At 74.5% G+C, this 20,769-nt stretch carries 18 protein-coding genes, 1 pseudogene and 1 riboswitch; of the genes and pseudogenes, 5 read left to right on the top strand and 14 right to left on the bottom strand.

What is annotated here, in order from left to right:
- The 3 genes and pseudogenes from C5N14_RS14670 to C5N14_RS14660 all read right to left on the bottom strand — a co-directional run.
- Nucleotides 1-194: pseudogene (locus C5N14_RS14670) on the bottom strand (DUF305 domain-containing protein); the annotation flags it as partial.
- Nucleotides 195-282: 88 nt separating this feature from the next.
- Entirely contained in the window at nucleotides 283-993 is a 711-nt protein-coding gene (locus C5N14_RS14665) for a hypothetical protein (RefSeq protein ID WP_128763584.1), read from the bottom strand.
- 113 nt (nucleotides 994-1,106) lie between these two features.
- Entirely contained in the window at nucleotides 1,107-3,164 is a 2,058-nt protein-coding gene (locus C5N14_RS14660; protein ID WP_117668649.1) for a heavy metal translocating P-type ATPase, read from the bottom strand.
- 367 nt (nucleotides 3,165-3,531) lie between these two features.
- Here C5N14_RS14660 and C5N14_RS14655 point away from each other — a divergent pair, with 367 nt between their 5' ends.
- Both C5N14_RS14655 and C5N14_RS14650 read left to right on the top strand, forming a co-directional pair.
- Nucleotides 3,532-4,935 carry a YibE/F family protein gene (locus C5N14_RS14655; RefSeq protein WP_117668648.1) on the top strand — a complete coding sequence of 468 codons (1,404 nt, stop codon included), beginning with the start codon at nucleotides 3,532-3,534 and terminating at the stop codon, nucleotides 4,933-4,935.
- A 166-nt stretch (nucleotides 4,936-5,101) separates the two neighbouring features.
- Nucleotides 5,102-5,233: riboswitch (cyclic di-AMP (ydaO/yuaA leader) on the top strand.
- A gap of 3 nt (nucleotides 5,234-5,236) precedes the next feature.
- On the top strand, nucleotides 5,237-6,259 hold the full coding sequence (locus C5N14_RS14650; RefSeq protein ID WP_117668647.1) for a hypothetical protein: 1,023 nt from the start codon (nucleotides 5,237-5,239) through the stop codon (nucleotides 6,257-6,259).
- Nucleotides 6,260-6,338: 79 nt separating this feature from the next.
- On the opposite strand, the gene C5N14_RS14645 is transcribed toward C5N14_RS14650, so the two are convergent.
- On the bottom strand, nucleotides 6,339-7,124 hold the full coding sequence (locus C5N14_RS14645) for a carbonic anhydrase (protein ID WP_117668646.1): 786 nt from the start codon (nucleotides 7,122-7,124) through the stop codon (nucleotides 6,339-6,341).
- Nucleotides 7,125-7,359: 235 nt separating this feature from the next.
- Here C5N14_RS14645 and C5N14_RS14640 point away from each other — a divergent pair, with 235 nt between their 5' ends.
- Both C5N14_RS14640 and mycP read left to right on the top strand, forming a co-directional pair.
- Nucleotides 7,360-7,698, top strand: coding sequence for a helix-turn-helix transcriptional regulator (locus C5N14_RS14640; protein WP_371685844.1), 339 nt, complete (start codon nucleotides 7,360-7,362; stop codon nucleotides 7,696-7,698).
- A gap of 53 nt (nucleotides 7,699-7,751) precedes the next feature.
- Nucleotides 7,752-8,990 (top strand): type VII secretion-associated serine protease mycosin, encoded by a 1,239-nt coding sequence (gene mycP, locus C5N14_RS14635; protein ID WP_243639592.1) that lies wholly within the window; start codon nucleotides 7,752-7,754, stop codon nucleotides 8,988-8,990.
- A gap of 72 nt (nucleotides 8,991-9,062) precedes the next feature.
- On the opposite strand, the gene C5N14_RS33970 is transcribed toward mycP, so the two are convergent.
- From C5N14_RS33970 to eccCa, 10 genes are all read right to left on the bottom strand, one after another.
- Entirely contained in the window at nucleotides 9,063-10,370 is a 1,308-nt protein-coding gene (locus C5N14_RS33970) for a WXG100 family type VII secretion target (RefSeq protein ID WP_128763583.1), read from the bottom strand.
- 16 nt (nucleotides 10,371-10,386) lie between these two features.
- The gene (locus C5N14_RS14625; protein WP_117668643.1) at nucleotides 10,387-10,929 is read right to left on the bottom strand and encodes a hypothetical protein; all 543 of its coding nucleotides are present in this window, start codon (nucleotides 10,927-10,929) and stop codon (nucleotides 10,387-10,389) included.
- Between the two features lie 37 nt (nucleotides 10,930-10,966).
- Nucleotides 10,967-12,445 carry a S8 family serine peptidase gene (locus C5N14_RS14620; protein WP_117668642.1) on the bottom strand — a complete coding sequence of 493 codons (1,479 nt, stop codon included), beginning with the start codon at nucleotides 12,443-12,445 and terminating at the stop codon, nucleotides 10,967-10,969.
- A 71-nt stretch (nucleotides 12,446-12,516) separates the two neighbouring features.
- Entirely contained in the window at nucleotides 12,517-12,798 is a 282-nt protein-coding gene (locus C5N14_RS14615; protein WP_117668641.1) for a WXG100 family type VII secretion target, read from the bottom strand.
- A gap of 28 nt (nucleotides 12,799-12,826) precedes the next feature.
- Nucleotides 12,827-13,135 carry a WXG100 family type VII secretion target gene (locus C5N14_RS14610; protein ID WP_117668640.1) on the bottom strand — a complete coding sequence of 103 codons (309 nt, stop codon included), beginning with the start codon at nucleotides 13,133-13,135 and terminating at the stop codon, nucleotides 12,827-12,829.
- Between the two features lie 223 nt (nucleotides 13,136-13,358).
- Nucleotides 13,359-13,628 carry a hypothetical protein gene (locus tag C5N14_RS14605; RefSeq protein WP_117668639.1) on the bottom strand — a complete coding sequence of 90 codons (270 nt, stop codon included), beginning with the start codon at nucleotides 13,626-13,628 and terminating at the stop codon, nucleotides 13,359-13,361.
- Between the two features lie 15 nt (nucleotides 13,629-13,643).
- Nucleotides 13,644-14,369 (bottom strand): NADH-quinone oxidoreductase subunit H, encoded by a 726-nt coding sequence (locus C5N14_RS14600; RefSeq protein WP_207892738.1) that lies wholly within the window; start codon nucleotides 14,367-14,369, stop codon nucleotides 13,644-13,646.
- Nucleotides 14,370-14,400: 31 nt separating this feature from the next.
- Complete coding sequence (locus tag C5N14_RS14595; protein WP_117668637.1) at nucleotides 14,401-14,694, bottom strand: hypothetical protein; 294 nt, start codon at nucleotides 14,692-14,694, stop codon at nucleotides 14,401-14,403.
- 16 nt (nucleotides 14,695-14,710) lie between these two features.
- Complete coding sequence (locus C5N14_RS14590; RefSeq protein ID WP_117668636.1) at nucleotides 14,711-15,130, bottom strand: YbaB/EbfC family nucleoid-associated protein; 420 nt, start codon at nucleotides 15,128-15,130, stop codon at nucleotides 14,711-14,713.
- A 66-nt stretch (nucleotides 15,131-15,196) separates the two neighbouring features.
- The gene (gene eccCa / locus C5N14_RS14585) at nucleotides 15,197-19,159 is read right to left on the bottom strand and encodes a type VII secretion protein EccCa (RefSeq protein ID WP_117668635.1); all 3,963 of its coding nucleotides are present in this window, start codon (nucleotides 19,157-19,159) and stop codon (nucleotides 15,197-15,199) included.
- Between the two features lie 203 nt (nucleotides 19,160-19,362).
- Between eccCa and eccD the strand changes: the two genes are divergently transcribed.
- Nucleotides 19,363-20,760 carry a type VII secretion integral membrane protein EccD gene (eccD, locus tag C5N14_RS14580; protein WP_117668634.1) on the top strand — a complete coding sequence of 466 codons (1,398 nt, stop codon included), beginning with the start codon at nucleotides 19,363-19,365 and terminating at the stop codon, nucleotides 20,758-20,760.
- Nucleotides 20,761-20,769 lie beyond the last annotated feature (9 nt).

Below are 20,769 nucleotides of genomic sequence, written 5' to 3'. Positions count from 1 at the left end.
ATCATCTGGGCGAACATCACGTCGGCGTCGCCGAACGTGGTCGACCCGCTCGCCGGGGCACCGCCGGTCGCGGTGGCCGGCGCGCCGTGGCCGGAGGAGGAGTGGTCGGCGGAGCCGCAGGCGGGCAGGGCCAGTGCGGCGGTGAGCGCCGCGCCGGCCAGGACGGCGCGGCGCATGATCGTACGAGTGGTCACGGTCTGGATCCTTCGGTGTGGATTGCGTACGCGGGCAGGACGGTGACACGGGTCGCCGGCCAGGGCCGGGCATCCGTGCCGGGGCGTCCTACGTGCGCGACACCGAACTCTCGGCCAGCCGCAGACCGACCGGCCGGGGCGGCGGGGCGGACGGTCCGGCGGGTGCCCCGCCGGACCGACGAGCGGACAGGCCCACCGCCCGCGCCCCGGTGAGCAGGAGCACGGCGACGAGCAGCGCGGCTGCGAGCGCGCCGAGCACCGCCAGGCAGATGCTCCAGCCGGGTGAACCGGCACCGGGATCGTCGGCGGGCAGCAGCCAGGCCGTCGGGCACCCGTCCACCGGGCAGCCACCGGGCGGCACCGGCACCGGACCCACCCCCGTCAGGCCGACGAGGAACGCGGCGCCGCCCGTCACGGCGCCGCCCGACGGCGCCGGGCCCCTGACATGGCCGACCGACGGGGCCGCGCCCCTGACATGGCCGACCGACGGGGCCGCGCCCGTGACGTCGGTCACGGATGGGGCCGCGCCCCTGGCGGCGGCGACGGGGAAGGCCATGCCCATCGCGTCGGTCACCCCGGAGGCGACCGTGGCGGAGGCGGAGGCTGCCGGACGCGCGCCGGGAGGCCCGGACCGGTCGTGGCCACCGTGACCCCCGCCACCGTGACCCCCGCCACCGGGTCCCCCGCCGCCGTGCGCGCCGTGGCCGAGGGTGTGCATCGCGGCCAGCCCGACCAGGGTGCAGAGCAGCAGCACGAGCCGGGCCCACCGCCCGGCAGTCAGCACCGTCGCCGTCCGCACCCCGTCCACGCTAGCCGGCCCGGCCGGGCCGTCCGCGCCGAACCCGCCACGACGGCACCGTCGCCCACCGGTCCCGGGCCCGCCGTACCCCGGCGCAGCGTTCGGGCCAGCCGTCACTCGGGGGCGAGGCGCACGCGGCGCAGCAGCTGGGCGTTCAGGGCCACCACGATGGTGGACGCCGACATCAGGATCGCCCCGACCGCCGGACTCAGGGTCACGCCTGCCCAGGCCAGGGCCCCGGCGGCCAGCGGAAGGGCGACCACGTTGTAGCCGGCGGCCCAGGCGAGGTTCTGCACCATCTTCCGGTACGACGCCCGGGAGAGCCGGGCCACCGCGGCGACCCCGCGCGGATCGGACGAGGCGAGCACCACACCCGCGGACTCGATCGCCACGTCGGTGCCCGCCCCGATCGCGATGCCCACGTCGGCTCGGGCGAGCGCCGGGGCGTCGTTCACCCCGTCGCCGACCATCGCCACGGTCCGCCCCCGGCGCTGGAGCTCGGCGACCTTCCCGTCCTTGTCGCCGGGGAGCACCTCGGCGAAGACCTCGTCCACCCCGGGCCGGAAGCGGAGTTCCGCGGCGACCGCCTCGGCCACCGTACGGGCATCCCCGGTGATCATCGCGATGGTCCGGACGCCCTGGGCGCGCAGCTCGGCGACCGCCGCCCGCGCCTCGGGGCGTACCTCGTCGGCGAGGGCGAGCGCGCCCAGCACCGTGCCGGGCAGCCGGACCAGGTGCAGCACGGCGGCACCCTGTGCGGCCCACTGCCCGACGGCCCGGTCCAGCTCGGCGGGCGGGTCCGCGCCCAGCTCGCGGAGCAGGGCCGGGCCGCCCACGGCGTACTCCGTACCGTCGATGGTGGCCTGGACGCCGCAGCCCGGCAGCGACCGGAAGCCGGTGGCGTGCGCCGGCCCGCCCCGCCCGGCGGAGGCCGCGACGATCGCCCGCGCCAGTGGGTGCTCGCTGTCCGCCTCGACCCCGGCGGCCAGCCGGAGCACCTCGTCCTCGCCGGCACCGGGGGCCGCCGCCACGCCGGTGACCGCATGCCGGCCCCGGGTCAGGGTGCCGGTCTTGTCGAACAGCACCGCGTCGACGGTGCGCATCCGCTCCAACGCGAGCCGGTCGCGGACCAGGATGCCGCAGCGCGCCGCGACCGCCGTGGAGAGCGCGACGACCAGCGGGATCGCCAGGCCGAGGGCGTGCGGGCAGGCGATGACCAGCACGGTGACGGTACGCACCACCGCCTCGCCGGGGTCGCCCAGGCTCGCCCAGACCAGCACCGTCAGCACGGCCGTGGCGGTGGCGACGTAGAACAGCCAGGCCGCGGAGCGGTCGGCCAGCACCTGGGCCCGGCCGCCCGAGCCCTGCGCCTCGGCGACCATTCGCCGGATACCGGCCAGGGTGGTCTCCTCGCCCAGCGCCGTCACCTCGACCCGGACCGCCGAGTCGGTGGCCACGGTGCCGGCCACCACCTTGTCCCCGGCCGACCGGCCGACCGGGCGGGACTCCCCGGTGATCATCGACTCGTCCAGCTCGGCGGCGCCGTCGACCACCCGCCCGTCGGCCGGTACCCGGCCGCCCGGCCGGACCAGCAGCACGTCACCGACGCGCAGTTCGGCCACCGGGACCTGGTCGGTGCCGCCGCCCGGCCGGATCCGCTCCGCGTCGTCGGGCAGCAACGCGGCCAGCGCCGCGAGGGCACCCCGGGCCTGGCCGATCGCCTTCATCTCCTGCCAGTGCCCGAGCAGCATGATGGTGACCAGCGCGGCCAGCTCCCACCAGAAGTCCAGGTCGAACGCGCCGACGCTGGTGGCCAGCGACGCGACGTACGCGACGGTGATCGCCATCGCGATGAGCAGCATCATCCCGGGGGTCCGGTCGCGCAGCTCGCGGACCGCGCCGACGAGGAACGGCCAGCCGCCCCACCAGAAGACCACCGAGCCGAGTACCGGGCCGACCAGTGCCCGGCCGGGGAACTCCACCGGGTGGCCGAACCAGCCCGTCACCATGTGGCTGGTGGCGACGATCGGCAGGGCCAGCGCCAGGCAGAGCCAGAACCGGCGGCGGAACATCTCCGGGTCGTGCCCGGCATGCCTGTCGTGCCCCGCGTGCTCGTCGCGCCCCACGTGGCCGGCGTGCTCGTCGCGCCCGGCGGGCTCGTGGTGGGCCATGGTCCCAACATGCCTCTTCGCCGGACCACGCGCCCGCCATACCCCCACGATCGACCGCCATACCCTCACGATCGACTCCGGATGCCGCGCAACGGGGGTTCGATCGACGGAGAGAGCGCGGTGTGCGGGATACGGAGTCGATCATGACTGTCCCGGGCTCGCCGGGACACCTCCCGGCGGGCCGCCCGGCGCGCGACCTGCGTTCCCAGGTGAGGATGGCTACCATTTCGGGCGATGGTCGTCCGGATTCCGCATCGCCCGCCCCGCGTACCCCGCCGGGTGGTGCCCGACCCGGCGGCCGGGCCGCTGCCGAACCGCCCCGGGCCGCCGGCCCGTGCCCCGCGCTGACACCGTTTGGAGACCGTCGATGGGCGCCGACCACACCCGACCTGCCCCGCCCACCCCGCCCGGGGTGCGGCGGATCCTCGTCGCGACCGTGGTGCCGCTCTTCGTGATCACCGTGATCGCGGCGGTCGTCCTCTGGCCCCGCGACGGCGGCCCGCAGGGCGACGACAGTGCGGCGGTGCCCCGGTACCACGGCACGGTGACCCGGGTGGTGACCGAGGCGTGCCCGCCGCAGCCGGAGACGCCGCAGGACGGGGGCGGGCCGGGCGCGCAGGACGGCCCGTGCGGCACGGCCACCGTCCGGGTGGAGCAGGGGCCGGACGCCGGGCAACAGGTCGAGACGCCGATCCCGACCGGTCCCGGCGCGCCCACCGTCGCCGTCGACGACCGGATCGTCCTGGTCGAGCTGACCGACCCCGCCGACCCGACGGCCAGCGCCTACAACATCGCCGAGCACCAGCGCGGCACCCCGCTGGTCTGGCTCGCGGTGGTGTTCGCGCTGGCGATCGTCGCGTTCGGCCGCTGGCGGGGGCTGGCCGCCCTGGCCGGCCTGGCCGCCAGCTTCGCCATCCTGCTGACGTTCGTGCTGCCCGGGATCGGCGCCGGCGGGTCGCCGCTGCTGATCGCCGTCGTCGGCTCGGCGCTGATCATGTTCGTGGTGCTGTACCTGACCCACGGGGTGAGCGCGCAGACCTCCGTCGCGGTCCTCGGCACCCTGGGCAGCCTGGTGCTCACGGGCGTCCTCGGCACCCTGGCCACCGCCGCCACGCACCTGACCGGGTACGGCAGCGAGGACGCCACCACCCTGTCGATGTTCCGGGGCGACGTGGACCTGCACGGGCTGTTGCTGGCCGGCATCATCATCGGCTCGCTCGGGGTGCTCGACGACGTCACGGTCACCCAGGCGGCCACGGTGACCGAGCTGGCGCAGGCCAACCCGGGGCTGTCCCGGTTGCAGCTCTACCGGGCGGCCACCCGGGTCGGCCGGGCGCACATCGCGTCCACGGTGAACACCATCGTGCTGGCGTACGCGGGCGCGTCGCTGCCGCTGCTGCTCCTGCTCACCGCCGACTCCCGCCCGGTGACCGAGATCCTGACCACCGAGTTCATGGCGCAGGAGATCGTCCGCAGCGCCGTCGCCACGCTGGGCCTGATCGCCGCCGTGCCGCTGACGACCGGGCTGGCCGCGGTGGTCACCGCGGCGGGCCGGGCCGCCGCGGCCGGACCCGGGCGGCCGGCCGGCGACGGGGACGTCCCGGCCTCGCGTACCCCCGGCGGGGACCGGCGTCCTGCGGAGCGGGACCTCGCGCTGGAGGCGCTCAGCGGCGGGCGGCCCGACGACCGGTTCCCCGGCGGCCCGGCCCGGCCCACCGACCCCCCGGCCCGGTGGGCCGGCCGAGAAGGGAGCACGGACAGCACATGGTGACACCTCGCAGCGTGACCGGGAGTGGCGGCACGCCTGAGAACCGCGTCACTGACTACCGACAGCGATTACGAAATGACGCATTTAGTCGGCATCCGGACGTAGATCCCGAGGATGCCTCTCGGGTAACCTCGCTGCCGGTCACCGCCGAAGGCGCGCAGCGGCGCCTGCGGTGCCGCCGCCCAATCGCCGCGAGGCGAGCCGGGGATCCAGGTACCTGGGGTGCATCCGCGCGAGCGGTAGGGGCCGGTTCCGTCCCGAACCCGTCAGCTAACCCGGTCGGCGGTCGATGGAAGGGAACACTGTGACGGCACCCCTGCGCCGCTGGTTGACACCCGTGGTGGCCGCGTTCGCCGCGTTGGCGATCCTCGCCGGGCCGGCCGCCCCGGCGCTGGCCGCGCCCTCCACCCCCAAACCGTCGGGGCACGAGGAGGACGACGAGCCCCAGTTGATCACCGACGTCATCGAGGCGGCCAACCGGGAGTACGCCCAGGCCAAGACGAGGCTCGACAAGTCCACGAAGCGCCAGCTCCAGCTCGCCATGGAGGTGAAGCGGGCCGAGCAGGAACTGGAGGCGCTCGCCCCGCAGGTCGGCGAGATGGCCGCCCAGTCGTACCGGACCGGGCGGATCGGCCCGATGGCGGTGCTGCTGGAGAGCGGCGCACCGGACTCGTTCGTCAAGCGCGCCACCGCCCTCGACCAGCTCAACATGATCAACGCGCGGAAGCTGAGCGAGGTGAACGACGCCAAGGAGCGCGCGGTGCAGGCCAAGCTCGCGCTCGACGCCGAGATCCGCGAGCAGAAGAAACAGACTGCGATCATGGCGAAGAAGAAGTACGACGCCGAGAAGTCCCTCGCGCTGGTCGGCGGCAAGGGCTTCACCGGTGGCCTGGTCAACGCCACGTCCCCGGTCGCGAGGATCGCGCCGGGCCGGAGCTCGGACGGCGACTGGCGTCCCGAGTCGTGCAGCGAGAACGACCCGACCACCTCCGGCTGCATCACGCCGCGCACGCTGCACGCGTACAAGGAGACCAAGAGGGCCGGCTTCAGCCGGTTCGTCGGCTGCTACCGGCCGGGCGGGCCGTGGGAGCACCCCAAGGGCCGCGCCTGCGACTGGTCGTTGCAGAACAGCGGGTTCGCTCCCTGGCACAACAACGACACCCGGATGTACGGCAACAACCTCGCCGCGTTCCTCATCCGCAACGCCGACCGGCTCGGCATCTACTACGTCATCTGGAACCGGCAGATCTGGTTCCCGGCGACCGGCTGGAAGTCCTACAGCGGGCCCTCCAACCACACCGACCACGTGCACATGTCGCTGCTCTGACGACGCCGCCACGCGATCGAGGGCCGTCCCGCATCCCAGCGCGGGGCGGCCCTCGTCGTGTCGCGCCGCTGCGGGCGCCTCAGGCGGCGGCCGGGGCGCTCAGGGCGTTCGGGGCGGCCGGGGCGCTCAGGGCGTTCGGGGCAGCCGGGGCGCTCAGGGCATCCGGGGCGTCCGGGGCGGCGGCGACGGCCGGGACGGAGCCGGCGGGCACCGCGGCCACCGTCCGCACCTCGCCCGCGCTGAGCCGGTACGACATCCCGACCACCGCGCACCGCCCGGCGGCGACCTCGGCGGCCAGCACGGGCGAGTCGGCGAGCATCGCCTCGACGGTCTGCGCGATGTGGATGTCGACGATCCCGTCGATGTCCTCGACCCCGCGCTCGGCGGCCCGGTGCAGGCTGGGCACCACGGCGTCCACCACGGCCCGCAGGTGGCCGACGGGCGGGGTGCCGGTGCTGGCCGCCGCCCGGGCCGCCTGCACGGCGCCGCAGGAGTCGTGCCCGAGCACCACCACCAGCGGGGTGCCCAGCACGGTCAGCGCGTACTCCACGCTGCCCAGCACCTCAGGGCCGACGGTGTGCCCGGCGGTGCGGACCACGAAGAGGTCACCCAGCCCCCGGTCGAAGATGATCTCGGCGGCCAGCCGGGAGTCGGAGCAGCCGACGATCACGGCGAACGGGTGCTGGCCGTCGGCGACGGCCGCCCGGTGGCTGGCGTCCTGGTTCGGGTGGCGCGGCACCCCGGTGACGAACCGGCGGTTGCCCGCCTGTAGCTCCGCGAGGGCCCGGTCCGGGGCGAGCGGGCCGGGGTCACCCGGGCGAGCGGCCGGCGACGGGGCGACCCGCCCCACACCCGTCCCGGCCATCGACTTGCTCGCATGATCCATGCCCCACCACCTCGCCCTTCGGCCACCCGACCAGTCCCTCCACCGTCACACGCAGCTAAAGATACGTCAAGCGTTACGTGATACGCATTTCATACGTCGGGAAGTCCTTGCGCACGGGCGCGGCCCGTAAGTGGCGCACGTGGGCCGCCCCCGCGCCCCCCCGACCGCGCCCGCGGGCCGCCCAGGGCCGTGGGTGGGACGCGCCCGCCATAACATGTCGGACATGACGACGACGGCTGGCGCGAGCGGGAACACCCGGAACTGGACGTTCCTCACCAACCACGCGCACGTGCTGCTCGCCATCGCCCGGAACCCGACCGCCCGGCTGCGCGACGTCGCGGACGAGGTGGGCGTGACAGAGCGGGCCGCCCAGGCGATCGTGGCGGACCTGGAGGCCGGCGGCTACCTCCGGCGTACCCGGGTGGGCCGGCGCAACGAGTACACGGTCAACCCGAGCGGGCACTTCCGCCACCCGGCCGAGTCGGACCGCCAGGTCGGCGACCTGCTCGCCCTCTTCACGGGGGAGCGGTCCGAGAGGGCCGCCGACTCCTGAGCCGCCGACGGCCCGTGTCCCCGCCCGGCGCGGCGCGACGGTACTCTCTGCCGATGCGCGGGAGCTACCCGGCCAGGGGGATGGCAGTGATCGGGCGTACCGGGCGGGCGCGGTCCGCGTTCCTGTGTGGACTCGCGGCAGCGCTGCTCGGCACCGCCGTCGCGCCCCCCGCCCCGGCCTCGGCGGCCCCGGCCTGCGGGCCGAGCGGGCTCCCCGCACCCACCGGGACCCCCTGGGCGCTGTCCCGGTTGGACCCCGCCGCGGCGTGGCGGATCACCCGCGGCGAGCGGGTCACCGTGGCGGTCATCGACTCCGGCGTCTCGGCCACCCACCCGCTGCTGCGGGGACAGGTGCGCCCCGGGCGGGACTTCAACAACCTGCCCGCCCACCAGGGCCAGTGCGACGAGGCCGGGCACGGCACGATCGTCGCCGGAATCATCGCCGGCCGGGAGGGCACCGGCTCGCCGTTCACCGGCATCGCCCCGGCCGCCCGCATCCTGCCCGTACGAGTGCTGCCCGACGCCAAGCGCACCAACGACGAGGGCCTGCCGGCGCAGATCGCCCAGGCCATCCGCTGGGCCGTCGACGAGGGCGCCGACGTGATCAACCTGTCGCTGGTCACGCTGCCCCGCCCGGAACTGGCCGCCGCCGTCGAGTACGCCCTGGACAACGAGGTCGTCGTGGTGGCCGCCGCCGGCAACCGGCAGGAGCAGCAGCAGAACCTGCCCGCGTACCCGGCGGCGTACCCGGGGGTCATCGCCGTTGCCGGGGTCGACCAACAGGGCGGCCACGTGGGCAGCTCGGTCAGCGGCGACTACGTGGACATCGCCGCGCCGGGGCTGGACATCCTCGGCCCGGCGCCCCGCGGGCAGGGGTACCTCGCCGAGCCGCAGGGCGGCACCAGCTTCGCCGCCGCGTACGTCTCCGGCGCCGCCGCGCTGGTCCGCGCCGCGTACCCGGGCCTCGCCCCGGAACAGGTCGCCGCCCGGCTCACCCGCACGGCGGACAGCCCGCCGGACGGGCACAACGCCGAGGTCGGGTACGGGGTGGTGAACCCGTACCGGGCGGTGACCAGCCTGCTCGGCACCCGTACCGACCCGCCGCCCGGTGCGCTCGCCGCGCCGGCCCCGCCCCGGGACCCGCTGGGCTGGCAACGGTCCGTGGCGGTCTGGGTGGCCGTGGTGGGCGCGTTGCTGGCCGGCGTGCTGCTCGCCGCCAAGCCGATCCTGATCCGGGGCCGGCGGCGCGGCTGGCGCCCGGGACGCCGACCCTCCGCGGCCTCGTCCCGGTGAGCACGACGGTGCCGGCCCGCGCCGAGGCGGGGACGGCACCGTCGTGAGCGGCGTCGGACACGGGCCGGGGGATCAGCGGAGGATGCCGGGGGCCCCGCCGTCGCCGCCCGCGCCCCAGACGTCCTCGTCCTCCTCCAGCCAGGTGTTGCGCGGCTGCTCCTCCTCGGCGTAGCCGGCCCCGCCGTGGCCCATCCCGCCCGCGCCGCCCCGGCCGGCCATCGCGCCGCCCGGTCGACCGGCCCCGGCCTTGCCGCCCGCGCCCCGACCACCGGCACCGCCCGCCATGCCGGGGGACATCATGCCGCCCATGCCGGGCTTGCCGGCACCGAGCCGACCGCCCGCGCCCCGGCCGCCCGCGCCGGCCGCCCCGCCGCCCATCATCGGCGGCAGCCCCGGGCTGACCGCCTTGCCGAGCGCGCCGCCGCCGGGAATGCCCCCGCCCGCGCCGCCGCCGGACAGGCCCGCTCCGCCGCCACCACCCAGCCCGCTGCCCGAGCCGAGGCCCGTGGTGGTCGGTGCGCCAGCACCGGCCAGGCCGGTGCCGTAGCCGTCGTCGGGTCCGCCGGTGCCCGGGTAGCCGCTGCCGGGGAGGTTCCCCGTGCCCGGGGTGGACAGGTCCGGGTGGGCGGTCGACCCGAGGTCGGGTTTGCCGCCGTCGATCTGCGGCAGGTTGCCGACGTCGGGCGACTTAGCGCCGCCGATGTCCGGCATCCCGCCGACCTTCGGCACCCCGCCGCCGCCACCACCGCCACCGCCGCCCGTCTTCAGGTCGGGGATGTCCGGCTTGAGGTCGTCGCGGGTCCCCGGGTTCACGGAGCTCGGGGCCTCCATGGCCCGGTCCTTGAAGTTGTCGTTCACCTCGTTGTAGACCTGCCGGGCCTCGCCCTCCTGGTCGGAGAACCAGCCGGTCACCCAGTCGCCGAGCTTGCCGAGCTGCTCGACCGGCCAGCTGCCCATCAGGTCAGCCTTGACCCGGGTCTCGAAGAGTCCGATCCCGAGGGTGATCTCGCCGTTGCGGGCCGCCATGACGTCACCGACGCAGGCCGCCGGGATCGGCATCTTGCTCTGCGCCTGCTCCAGTTGGCTGGCGGCGGTCTCCAGGGTGGTCACGATGCTGACCTTGCCCCGGCCCGGCTTGTCGATGTCGTCGACGATGGTTTCGGCGTTCTTCGCGAGCCCCTCGATGTGCGTCTTGAACGACTTGTACGCCGGGCCCTTCCAGACCGCGCCGAGATCCTTGACGTTCGTCTCCAGGCTCTCCCGGACCTGATCGAGGTTCTTGATCAGTTCCTTCCAGCCCAGCGCGGCGCTCTGCACGTCGGCGGGCCGGCCCTCGACGAGCACCTCACGGGCCATCGTCTCCCAGCTCTTGTCCCCCACGTCCCGTACCCCCGATCTAGCTGTCGCCGCCGCGGGCGGCGTCGTTGAAGGCCTTCTGCATCTCCTGCGCCGTCATGGCGTTGGCCCCCTCGGCGGTCTCGTAGTTCCGCTTGACCGTGCGCAGCGCCTCGGCCGCCGTGTACAGGTTCTCCGAGAGGGTGCGCAGCCCGCTCTCGGTGCTGCCGTACACCTGGTGGTGCTGCTGGGCGAGCTGCTGGGCGTACTGGAAGCCGCCGAGCGGACCCTTGCCGGCGACGGCCTGGTCGCCGCCGAGCTTCTCCTTGATGTCGGACATGTCGTAGGACAGCCGGTTGAGGTAGCTGGCGTGCGTCTCCAGCCAGGTGATGGCCGAGTCGAGGTTGCCGGCGTCCCACTCCGTCTCGACGCCCTTCTCGCCCTTCCCGGCGACCAGCCCGGACGGCGTCTCGGCCTGGTCCACGCCGATCCGGTCGAAGCTGATCCCCCGGATGTCGCCCACCCTGGGGAACATCGGGTTGACCGGCATCGGGACGGCGAACTCGACGTTCACCCGGTCCGGATCGTTGTCTTCGTCGCCCATGGCGCCCTCCCCTGGTCCCGTGTCTGTGGTGTCGGTGTCAACGCGGCTGCGGGTCCGCCGGGGGCGCCGCCCCGGCCGGCCCGCCGCCTGGCGGCGGACCCGGCCGCCCCGCCGGGCCGTACGGATGCCCGCCCTGCTGCCCGTACGGCGGCGGGGCCGGTGGCGGGCTGACCGGACGCGGCTGGTACGGGTGCGGCCCGGGGCCCGGTGGCGGCCGGTACCCGGCCGGTGGGCCGCCGGGTGCCGGCCCGGGTCCCGGGTACGGCCCGTGACCGGCCGGCGGTCCGGGGCCCGGGGGCGGTGGCGGGCCGCCGGCCGGGCCGGCGCGGCGGCGGGCCGCCCGTCGGTTCACCACGACCAGCACCACGGCCACCCCGCCGGCCAGCAGCACCGCCGCGAGGCAGAGCGCGAGCTGGACCGGGGCGTTGTCGGCCAGGCCGAAGGAGACCGCCGGACGATCGTCGCCGGCCTCGTCGCCCCCGGCGGCGGCCCGTGACGGCGTCGGCGAGGCACCGGACAGCAGCGGGTTCGTGGCCACCCCGGGCACCGACCGGGTCAGCGCGGCCAGCACGTCGACCGAGCCGAAGCCGTACTCGGGGTCGCGCCCCCGCGCCCCCTGGTCGCGCGCGGTGCGGACCAGCCGGTTCACCACGTTGGCGGCGTCCAGCTTCGGGTACCGGGACCGCACCAGCGCCGCGACGCCGGAGACGACGGCGGTCGCCCGGCTGGTGCCGTCGGAGACGGCGTAGCCGTTGGGCGAGACGGCCGGCGGTGCCGGGGCGATGATCCGCTCTCCGGGCGCGGCCAGCCCCACCTCCGGGCCGGCGACCGACCCGCTCCAAAGGGAGCCGGACCTGCCGGTGGCGCCGACCGCCAGGACGCCGGGAATGTTGGCCGGCAGCGGCACGGCGCGGTCGGTCCGCCGGTTGCCGGCGGCGGCCACCAGGACCGCTCCCTTGTCGAGCGCGTACCGCACCGCCTCGGTGGTCCGCTGGTCGCTGCCGGCGGCGCCGACGGACAGGTTGATCACGTCCGCGCCGGCGTCGGCCGCCCAGCGGATGGCGCCCGGCAGGTCCCAGTCCCGCTCGGGCCCCAGGGCGACCGGCAGGATCTTCGCCGCCGGGGCGATGCCCAGCTCGCGCATGGCGCCACCGCCCCGCCCGGCGATGATGCCGGCCATCGCGGTGCCGTGGCCGTTCTCGCGGTCCGGGTCGGTACGACCGTCGGCGGGCACCTCGCTCGACAGCGAGGTGCCCCGCAGCACCTGGCCCCGCAGGTCGGGGTGGGCGGCGTGCACCCCACCGTCGACCACGGCGACCGTGACGCCCTCGCCCCGGGTCAGCTTGTGCGCCTCGGGAATCCGCAGCGCGTCGAGGTACCACTGGAGGCCGCGTACCGTGTCGGCGGCCCGGGCCGGCGCGGGCCCGGGCAGGAGACCGCCGCCGGCGACGGTGACCAGCGCCAGCATGGTGGCTGCGGACCGCAGCAGCGGTCGGCGGCGCTTCCCCGTACGCATCGCTCTCCTACCCGTCACACAGAACGGCTCCGGTCCGGTCGAGCCGGACCGGAGCCGTGCCGGCGATTCTCTCAGCTAGTCCACACCTTGGAGTTGCTCATCTCGGTGGTGACGTAGTTCTCCCGGGCGAGGCCGACCGCGCCACCGATGTCGTTCAGGATCTTGTTGATGTCCCGGACGGCGGCGTCCCACTGCGCCTGGTGCTGCTGGTAGGCGGTGCGGTCCTCGCCCTCCCACTGGAGCTTGGTCAGCATGGACCGCAGCGTGTCGAGCTTCTCGTCGATGGTCCGCGAGATGGCAGTCATCTGCTGGTTGCTGCTCTCGAGGACCGCGTAGTCAACCTTGATCGTCACGATTTCCTCCTCTGCGCCTGGCTGCCGGTCACGGGTTCAGAGCAGCGTGGAACTTGTCCAGCATCTGCTGCTGCTCTTCGTCGTTGACCTGGTGGGTCGTACCGGACTGGTCGAGCAGGTCGGCGATGTTGTCCATCGCCGTCAGCAGCTTGGCGGAGTCCTCGTTCCAGCGCTGCATGAGCTGCTGGAAGCCCCCGGACGCCTGCCCCTTCCAGGCGATCGCCAGGTCGTCGACCACGTTCCACAGCTTCTTCAGCTCGCCGTCGACCTCGCTGCGCGTGGACCGCACGTCATTCGCCGCGGTATGCAGAGTCGATGCTTCGACCTCGAACGCCATGCTTCACACCCTTCCGTCATCGTTGTGGCGGCGGAACTCTGCCGCGCCCTCCCCCGCGGCAAGGCAACAACCCCACCGACGGACACTCTGGATGAGACGGTAACCGATCCCGTCCAGCCGCCGCAGCCCTGCCTTCGTACCGTCGTTCCTGGGCAAGTGGGGTCCACCGCGCGTTCCGGTGCGGACCGTATGTGGGCGGATCCGACCCGCCCGTGCCCCGCCCTCAGGACGGCCGGCTGTACGACTTCACGTGCATCACCACGCCGACCACCAGCAGCACCACCAGCAGCACCACGCCCGCCCAGAGCACCGGCTTCTCCAGCGCCCGGTCCAGCACCACCGGGATCAGCGCGGCGACGCCCGTGATGAGCACCGCCTCGCTGGCCCGCCTGGCCCAGGTCACCTGGGCCAGTTGGGCGACCAGCGCCAGCCCGAGGAAGACCGGGATGGTCACCAGGGAGTACACGAAGAGCCCCAAGACCACTCTGGCCATGTCGCCGCCTCTCGGTCACTCGTAGAACTTGGAGTCCTTGACCCAGTCGATCGTGATGTCCTTGATGTCCGGATCCGAGCCGGTCGGCCCCCAGCCGGGCCGGGAGTCCGACACGAAGGCGAACCGGTTGTTGCTCTGGAACCCCGCCATCACGGCGGTGAACATCGCGCTGATGTCCCCGAAGATCAGCGCGAGGATGGCCACGCTCACGGTCATCCCGGCCACCCCGATCGCCTCCGCGATGGGCGCGGTGGGCGGGAACGCCTGGAGGGCGACCGACGCGATCACCGCGATCAGGATCGGGATGAGCGCCTCGACCAGCGCGTTCACGGCATCGTTGAAGGCGTCCCGGGCGGAGGTGAGGGTGTCCTTGTTGGCGTTGAAGGCCTCGGCCAGCGAGTTGATCTCCGCCCCGAGCTTGCGGAGGAAGAGCTCGAACGCGTCCCGGTCGTCGAAGTCCCACTCGGTGTCGGACGGCGGCACCTGGTCCAGCGCCGCGCCGAACTGGTCCCCACCGAGCAGGCGCGCGGCGTCGCCCCACTCCTTGATGGACTTGTTGACCTCGTCGTTGTCGAACGTCTCGAGGTAGGCGATCATCACCCCCAGGATGCCGGCGCCGACCAGCCAGACCCAGTTGGCCCGGGCCGCGGGGAGGAGCCCCCGCACCGGTGCCGTCGCCGCGGCGACCGTGTGCGTGCCGGTCACCGCTCCGGACGCGTTGGCGATCAGGATCTCCGACATCAGCTGTTCCCCCTGTCAGGCGCCCGGCCGGTCACTTGACCACCCACGGCTGGTCCGACTTCTCCCAGTTCTTGGCGGTCTGCTCAAGCTGCTCGGCAGCCTTGTGCAGGTGCGTGATGCCGGTCTTCACGTTTTCGAGGTGACCGTCGACCGAGGCGTTGTGCGCCGCCACGGTCGTGCCACCGAAGAGGGTCAGCGCACCGCTCGGCAGCTTCACGCTCTCCAGCAGGGCCTGCACGTTGCGCAGGTACTGGATCGGGCCGTCCGGGGCGTCGAGCTTCTTGCTCGCCTTGCGGATCGCGTCGACGTCGACCTTGTTCGCCACCGTGTCTCCTCGCAGCTCAGCGGCGCAGGCCGCGGAACGGGTCGGTCAGGTCCACCCCGAACTGGCGGAACCAGTCCTCCGGGGCCAGGGTGCCCTCCTGGGCCCGGCGGACCAGCTCGGAGCCGCCGAGCATCTCCGTCAGCAGCTCCTGCTGGCGCTCGCCGAAGGCCGCGTACGCCGCGTCGATGGCGGCCTGGAGCGCCTCCGCGAGGGAGTAGCTGTCCAGCCGCATCGCCCGGGCGTTGATCTCGATGTCACCGACCTTCATCTCGCCGTTCACCGTGACCCGGACCAGGCCGTCCGGGCTCTCCCCGGTAACCCGCAGGTCGGCGCGCTGCTGCTGGAACTCGGCCAGCCGGCGCTGCTGCTCCTGCGCCTGGCGCAACATGCTCTCCACAGCGCCACCGGCGCCGCCGTAACCCCGCGAGGTGCTCACGATGGTCCTCTCTTCACAAGCGACGGTCTGCCCGACGCTACCGGAACGGATGCCCGCCGTCCGCCCCTAGGCCGGCTCGGACCAGGCGGTCTGGATGAGCTGCTGACCGTCGCGCCGGCGCACCAGGGTGCCCCGGCCCGGCGGCTGCGGGCTCGGCCGCAGCGTGCCGAAGACCGCCCCCTCCTCCCGGTTGCCGGACATCAGCAGGCCCGGGGAGTCCAGCTCGCGGAGGCGTTGCAGCACCGGCTCGTACAGCGCCCGCGCCACGCCGCCCACGCGGCGGGTGATGATCAGGTGCAGGCCGATGTCGCGGGCCTGCGGCAGCAGCTCCTGCAACGCGCTGAGCGGGTTGTTGCCGCCGGAGGCGACCAGGTCGTAGTCGTCCACCAGGATGTAGAGGTCCGGCCCCTTCCACCAGCTCCGGTCGCGGAGCTGGGCGGTGGTCACGTCCGGCCCGGGCAGCCGGTTCGACAGGGCGCTGCGGATCGACGCGAGCCCCTGGCCGAAGGCCTGGTTGGACGGCGCGTAGTCGAGCAGGTGCTCGCCCTCGACCGCGCCCAGCAGGCCGCGCCGGTAGTCGGCGATGACCAGCCGCGCCTGCGCCGGGGTGTACCGCTCGACGATCCCCTTCGCGATCGTCCGCAGCAGGTTGGTCTTGCCGCACTCGGCGTCGCCGAAGACCGTCAGGTGCGGCTCGCTCACCAGGTCCAGGTACACCGGGGCGAGCGCCGACTCGTTGACGCCGATCGGCAGGCCGGGCGCCGACCGGTCGGCGACCCGGACCAGCTCGTGCAGTGGCAGCCGGCGCGGCAGCAGCCGGACCTTCGGGGCCGGCGCGCCGGGCCACGCCCGCGCCACGTGTCCGGCCAGCGCGACCGACGCCTCGGTCAGGTCGTCGACGTCCCGGCGGCCGTCGATCCGGGACACCGCGGCCAGGAAGTGCAGCTTGTCGCGGGTCAGGCCGCGCCCCGGGGTCTTCTCCGGGACGTTCTGCGCCGCCCGACGGTCGATCTCCGACTCGGCCGCGTCGCCGAGCCGCAGCTCCAGCTTGGTGCCGAGCAGGTCCCGCATGTTGATCCGGATCTCCGCCCAGCGCACCGCCGTGATCACCACGTGTACGCCGAAACCCAGCCCCCGGTTGGCCAGGTTCGTGATGGTCTGCTCCAGCTCCTCGTACTCCTGGCGCAGCGTGTTCCAGCCGTCCACCACGAGGAAGACGTCGCCGAACGGGTCGTCGGCGAACTCGCCGGCCGCCCGGCGCCGGCGGTACGCGGCCACCGAGTCGATGCCGTGCTGGGCGAACCGCTGCTCCCGCTCGTCGATCACGCCGACCACCTCGGCGACCGTCCGGCGGACCGCCTCGGTGTCCCGCCGGCCGGCCACGCCGGAGAGGTGCGGCAGCCCCTCCAGGCTGCGTAGCGCGCCGCCGCCGAAGTCGAGGCAGAAGAGCTGCACCTCGCGCGGGGTGTGGGTGAGTGCCAGCGAGGCGAGCATCGAGCGCAGCATGGTGCTCTTGCCGCTGAGCGAGGCGCCGACGATGACCACGTTGCCGCCCGCGCCGGCCAGCTCCACCAGCATCGGGTCGCGCCGCTGCTCGTACGGGCGGTCGACCACGCCGACCGGGACGGTGAGCCGGCCCCGGCCCTGCCAGCCCGAGGTGGTCAGGCCGTACGTCTTGTCGACGGCGAGCGGGCCGAGCAGGTCGAGCAGGCTCGGCGGCTCGGACAGCGGCGGCAGCCAGACCTGGTGGGCCGGGCGGCCCCGGCCGGCGAGCCGGTCGATCAGCACGTCGAGCATCGCCACGGCCTTGCCGTCGGCCGGCTGCTCCGGCTCGGCGACCGGCTCAACCGGCAGCTCCGGCGCACGCACCGGCACGAAGTCGGTGCCGTACGGCACGATCCGGCGCTGCACCAGCGCCTGCGACGAGCGCGCCTGGTCGCCCGGCGCCCGGTACACCCCGGACACGTACGCCGCCCGGAACCGCAGCATGGTGGTGGTGTCGGTCTTCAGGTACCCGTGGCCGGGGGCGCTGGGCAGCTCGTACGCGTCCGGCACGCCGAGCACGATCCGGCTCTCCACCGCCGAGAACGTGCGCAGGCCGATCCGGTACGACAGGTGGGTGTCCAGGCCGCGCAGCTTGCCCTCCTCCAGCCGCTGGCTGGCCAGGAGCAGGTGCACGCCGAGCGACCGGCCCAGCCGGCCGATCATCACGAACAGGTCGATGAAGTCCGGCTTCGCGGCGAGCAGCTCGCTGAACTCGTCGCAGATGATGAGCAGGCTCGGCATCGGGTCCAGCGGCTCACCGGCGGCCCGGGCCTTCTCGTACTCGTAACGGGAGACGTAGTTGCCGGCGGCGCGCAGCACCTCCTGGCGGCGGTTCATCTCGCCGGCCAGGGCGTCGCGCATCCGGTCGACCAGGGGCAGCTCGTCGGAGAGGTTGGTGATCACCGCGCTGGTGTGCGGCAGCGCGTCCAGCGAGGCGAACGTCGCGCCGCCCTTGAAGTCGACCAGGACGAAGTTCAGCTCCTCCGACGAGTGGGTGACCGCGAGCGCGGCGACCACCGTACGCAGCAGCTCGCTCTTGCCGGAGCCGGTCGCGCCGATGACCAGGCCGTGCGGGCCCATGCCCTCGTGCGCGGACTCCTTGAAGTCCAGCTCGACGACGTTGCCGTCCGGGCCCACGCCGAGCGGGATGCGCAGCCGCTCCCGTTGGCTGCGCGGGCGCCAGGTCTGCTGCACGTCGACCCCGGCGGCGTCGCCGACGCCGAGCAGGTCGGGCAGCTCCGTGCTGCGGGCCAGCGGCTCGTCGGCGCTGGCCTGCTGCTGGGAGAGCCGGTACGGGGCGATCTGCCGGGCCAGGCCCTCGGCCGCGGTCGCGCTGAGCCGGTCCGGCCGGCCCAGCCGCGACGAGGAAGCCCCGCGGATGAGGTCCAGCGCGCTCCCGTCACCGACGTCGAGGCAGAGCAGCCAGCGGCCGGCGTCCCGGGGGACGGTGCCGGAGAGGTCGATGACCGTGGTGCCGAGCAGGCTCGGCCCGGTCAGGTGGCAGGTGGGGGCGATCTCGCCGCCGTCGATCAGCACCACCACGTGCGGCGCGGTGGTCAGCGGCTTCGCCTCCGGGGCGAACCGGGGCCGGCCGGCCAGCTCGTCGGCGAGGGACTCCTCGGCCTCGGTCAGGGTGGCGAAGACCAGCCGGCGGGCGCCCGCCGCGTCGGCGCGGCCGGGGTGCTGGGCGTGCGGCAGCCACTTCACCCAGTCCCAGGCCGGTTGCCGGTCGGGGGCGGCGACCACCGCGACGACCAGGTCCTCCGGGGCGTGGAAGGTGACGAGCTGGCCCAGCGCCGCCCGGGCCAGGTCGAGCACGGGCTCCCGCTCGCCGCGCAGCACCACCCGGGAGAACGCCCGCAGAGACAGCGCGGTGGGCAGGTCCGGCACCGTGGAGTGGGCCCGGACGAACCGGCGCAGCGCGATGGCGCTCATCGGCTCCAGGTCCTCGACCGGCTTGGTCTCCGGCGGCACGATCTCCACCGCCAGCCGCTGCGGGCCGACCGCGATCCGGGACTCGCCGAAGTCGTCCTCGGTGATCCGCCGCTCCCAGAGCCGGCGGGAGGTGGCGATCGACCAGAGCGCGTCGGGCTCCGGGTGCCGCCAGGTCATCGCGGCCCGCTGCTGCTCGGCCGCGCGCCGGGTGCGCTTGCGCATCTGGGCGAGGTAGCGCATGTAGTCGCGGCGCTCGGCGTTCAGCTCGGCCTTGTCGTTGCCGCCGTTGCTCAGCGACCCGATCGCCATGCCGAGCATCGAGACGCCGAACAGCCCGCCCGCGACGTACGTCATCATGCCGCCGCCCCGGCCGGCGTAGAGGAACGCCATCGCGCCCACGCCGCAGACCATCGGCAGGATCATCAGGAGCTGCCCCATCCCCCGGGGGGTCTGTTCGGGCAGCTCGGGCGGGGACTCCAGCAGCACCTCGCCACGCGGCAGGGCGGGCCCCGGTTGGCGCGGAAGCCGGCGGAACACCACGGTGCTCACGGCTGTCTCCTCCCCAGAAGCGGCCCGGCCGCCGACCGGCGCGGCGCGACGTGCGGGCCGGGGGCCACGACGACCGACCGCAGGCCGTCGGGTGGGCATCGTACGTGGACGCCATCGTAGGTAATCTCCCGTGGGCGTCGTGGACCCACGGGGCGGTGCCGCCCCGGTGGGGGTGGAGCGTAGGCGAGCGCGAGGAGGCCACAGTGGCGACGAAGACGGCGACCGGTGGTCTGAGCCGGATCACCATCGTGGCGCCCCGGACCCGGATGGATCTCGCCCTCCCCTCCGACGTGCCGCTGGCCGACCTGCTGCCGACCCTGCTCCGGTACGCCGGGGAGGATCTCGCCGACGAGGGGGTCCGGCACGGCGGCTGGAGCCTCGCCCGGCTCGGCGGACAGCCGCTCGACGGTGGCCGTACCGCCGGGCAGCTCGGCATCCGCGACGGCGAGGTGCTCTACTTCAACCCCCGCGCCGCGGCGGCCCCGGAGATCGTCTTCGACGACGTGGTGGACGCGGTGGCCACCGCGACCAACCAGCGCCCGGGTAGCTGGCAGGTGGGCACCACCCGCTCGTTCTCGGTGCTCTTCGCCGCGGCGGCGCTGTCCGCCGGGGCACTGGCGGCGCTGTTCGCCGGCCCGCCGCAGCTTCCCGGCGCGATCGCCGCCCTGCTGGTCGCGGTCGCCCTGGTGGTCAGCGCCGCGGTGCTGTCCCGGGCGGCCGGTGACAGCCGGACCGGTTCGGTGCTCGCGCTGGCCGGCATCGGGCACGCCGCGACCGGCGGCCTGCTGGTGCTGGCCGGTGACCGGACGCTGGCCGAGCTGGCCAGCCCGCACGTGCTGCTCGCGGCGACCGCCGTGGTGGTGTTCGGCGCGGTCGCGGCGCTGGCGGTCGGCGACCGGCTGCCGCTCTTCTTCGGCGCGACCGCCGTCGGCGCGGCGGTGGGCCTCGGCGCGGTGGTGAGCCTGGCGTTCTCCGTCGGCGCTCCGGCCGCCGCCGCGGTGGTCGCCACGGTCGCGTTCGCCACCCTGCCGGCCCTGCCGATGGCGTCCTACCGGCTGGCCCGGCTGCCCGTCCCGTCCATCCCGACCGGCCCGGACGACCTGAAGACCGACACCGAGACCGTGGACGGCCGCCGGGTGCTGCGGCTCAGCGAGCGGGCCGACGCGTTCCTCACCGGCCTGCTGTGGACGGTGGCGCTGCTGGTGCTGGGCGGGGAGGTCGTCCTCGCCCTCGACGGCCGGTTGCCGGCGACGCTGCTCTGCCTGGTGTTGGCCCTGCTGTCGCTGCTGCGCGCCCGGCCGTTCATCGGCCGCGCCCAGCGCGTCCCGGTGCTCCTCGCCGGCACCCTCGGGCTCGGCCTGGCGGCGGCGGCCACCTTCGCCGCCGGCTCCACGGCGCTCCGGCTCGGCGTGGTCCTCGGCGGCCTGGTCGTGGCGGCCGTGATCAGCCTGATCTACGGGCTGACCGTGGCCGGCAAGCGGATCTCGCCGGTCTGGGGCCGGCTCCTGGACATCGTCGAGATCCTGCTGATCATCTCGCTGGTCCCGCTCGCGGTCTGGGTCTGCGGCCTGTACGGCTGGATCGTCAACCTCCGCCCCTGACGGCCCGTT

Origin of the sequence: Micromonospora sp. MW-13, from assembly GCF_003434305.1 — a bacterium.
Lineage (GTDB): Bacteria > Actinomycetota > Actinomycetes > Mycobacteriales > Micromonosporaceae > Micromonospora.
Note: the sequence above shows the minus strand (reverse complement) of the source record. Positions and strands in the feature narration are given on the sequence as shown.